Below are 2,521 nucleotides of genomic sequence, written 5' to 3'. Positions count from 1 at the left end.
GGCAAGGGCTTTGCCGTGGTGGCAGCCGAAGTACGCAAGCTGGCCGAGCGCAGCCAGGTGGCCGCGCAAGAAATCGGCAGCCTGGCCAGCTCCAGCGTTCAGCTGGCAGAAAAGGCCGGCGTCCTCCTGAGCAATATGGTGCCCTCGATCCAGAAGACCTCGGAGCTGGTGCAGGAGATCGCTGCCGCATCGGGTGAGCAGTCACAAGGCGTGGCCCAGATCACCGGCGCCATGCACCATCTGTCGACCTCGACACAGCAGACGGCGTCGGCATCGGAAGAACTCTCTGCCACCGCCGAACAACTGTCCGCACAAGCGGCCCAGTTGCAGCAGCAGATGGACTTCTTCAAGCTCGCCGACAGCAGCGCGCCCGCGCTGCGTCAGACCGGACGGCCCTCGGCGCGCCGCTGAACGCGGAGCTCAGTGCTGAGAGACCCAAGAAAAAAACAAAAGCAGAGGCCTTGACCATGCGCACCAACCTTCCCGTGACCGAGCAGGAGTACTTGCTGCGCGAGGGCATGACCATCGTGTCGCGCACCGACCTGAAAGGGCGAATCAGCTACATCAACGCCGACTTCGTGGAAGCCAGCGGCTACAGCGAAAGCGAGTTGATCGGCCAGCCCCACAACCTGGTGCGCCACCCCGACATGCCGGAGGAGGCGTTCCAGGACATGTGGGACGTGCTGAAGGACGGCCGCCCCTGGACCGGCTTGGTCAAGAACCGCTGCAAGAACGGTGATTTCTATTGGGTGGTGGCCAATGCCACACCGGTCAAGGAAGGCGAAGCGGTGGTCGGCTATATGTCCGTGCGCACCCGGCCCACCCGCGACCAGGTGCAGGCCGCCACAGCGCTCTATCAGCGCTTCAAGGAAGGCCGCGCCCAGGGTTGGCGGATTCGCGATGGCCAAGGCGTTCGCACTGGCCTTGCCGACCGCCTGGGTCAGAGCCTGGCCGGCCTGCATCTGCAGGTCAAGCTCGCCTTGCTGGCGGCAACCCTGTTGCTCGGCGCCCTGCTGCTGGGCCACGCGGGAGCCCTGCACAATATGGGAGTGGCTGCAGCAGGCTTGGCGCTCTGTATTCCGGCCCTGCTGGGTTTGGCCCGCATGGGCGGGCGCCTGAGCCACGCACTGCAGGCTGCGGGCCAGCAATTCGAGCAGTTCGGCCAGGGCCGCTTCGACGGCATCGTCGCAGTGGACGGCCGCGATGAACTGGCCGGCATGATGCTGGCCATGAAACGCGTGCAGACCCGTCTGGGCTTCGAGTTCGCAGATGCGCGCCGCCGCGCCGACGATGCCGAGCGCATCCGGCAAGCCCTGGACGTGGCTGCTACCAACATGATGGTGGCCGACCCCGCCTACAACATCATCTATGGCAATGCCTCGCTGCACGCCATGTTGAGCGCCGCCGAGGCCGACATTCGCAAGGATTTGCCGCGCTTCAGTGCTGCCACCTTGATCGGCACCAATATCGATGGTTTCCACAAGAACCCGGCGCATCAACGCGCCATGCTCGACCGTTTGAGTGGAGTCTTCAAGACCCGACTGAATATCGGCGGGCGGCGCTTTGATTTGATCGTCAACCCCGTGCTCTCTGAGGGCAAGCGCTTGGGCACCGTGGTGGAGTGGCGCGACATGACCGCCGAACTGGCCGCCAACGAAACCGCAGAACTGCTGGCTGCCGAGAATGCACGCATCAAGCAAGCCCTGGACTGCTGCTCAACCAATGTGATGATCGCCGACCCCGACGGAAAGATCATCTACAACAACAGCTCGGTGGCCCAGATGATGCAGCGCAACGAGGCCGAGCTGCGCAAGGTGCTGCCTAACTTCGAGGCACGTCGCATCGTCGGCGCCAACTTCGACCAGTTCCATCGCCACCCGGGCCACCAGCGCCAGCTCCTGGCCGGCATCAAGAGCGAATACAAGGCCGAGATACAAGTCGGCAGCCTGCACTTCTCACTGACCGCCAACCCCATCACCGACGCCCAGGGGCAGCGCCTGGGCACGGTGGTCGAGTGGCTGGACCGCACGGTCGAAGTGGCGGTTGAGGCCGAGATCGGCGGCATGGTGGACGGAGCCAGCCACGGCGACTTTGCCCAGCGGGTGCCGCTGGAGGGCAAGCAGCCCTTCTTCCGCATGCTGGGCGAGAAGTTCAACTCCCTGGTCGAGACGGTCAGCCAGACCATACGCGAGGTGCGCACGGCGGCCGAGCAACTGTCCAGCGCCTCGGATCAGGTGTCGCAGACCTCGCAGTCGCTGTCGCACACGGCCTCGCAACAGGCCGCCAGTGTCGAGCAGACCACGGCCTCGCTGCAAGAGATGGCCGCCTCGGTCAAGCAGAACGCCGACAGCGCCAATCTGACCGACGGCATGGCCACCAAAGCAGCCGCCGAGGCCATGGAAGGCGGCCAGGCCGTCAGCATGACAGCCGAGGCCATGAAGGCAATTGCCACCAAGATCTCCATCATCGACGACATCGCCTACCAGACCAATTTGCTGGCCCTCAATGCCGCGATCGAAGC

At 64.5% G+C, this 2,521-nt stretch carries 2 protein-coding genes; both read left to right on the top strand.

Annotated features, from left to right (window positions below; genetic code table 11):
* A partial coding sequence (locus LNV23_RS23730) for a methyl-accepting chemotaxis protein (protein WP_263565219.1) occupies window positions 1-411 on the top strand: 411 nt, incomplete at its 5' end.
* Window positions 412-467: 56 nt separating this feature from the next.
* The coding region (locus LNV23_RS23725) for a PAS domain-containing protein (protein ID WP_263565218.1) at window positions 468-2,521 on the top strand (2,054 nt) is incomplete at its 3' end.

It is taken from the genome of Kinneretia sp. DJ1R-11, assembly GCF_025717595.1.
Lineage (GTDB): Bacteria > Pseudomonadota > Gammaproteobacteria > Burkholderiales > Burkholderiaceae_C > Paucibacter_A.
The sequence above is the reverse complement of the archived record's forward strand: the minus strand, read 5'-3'. Positions and strand labels throughout refer to the sequence as shown.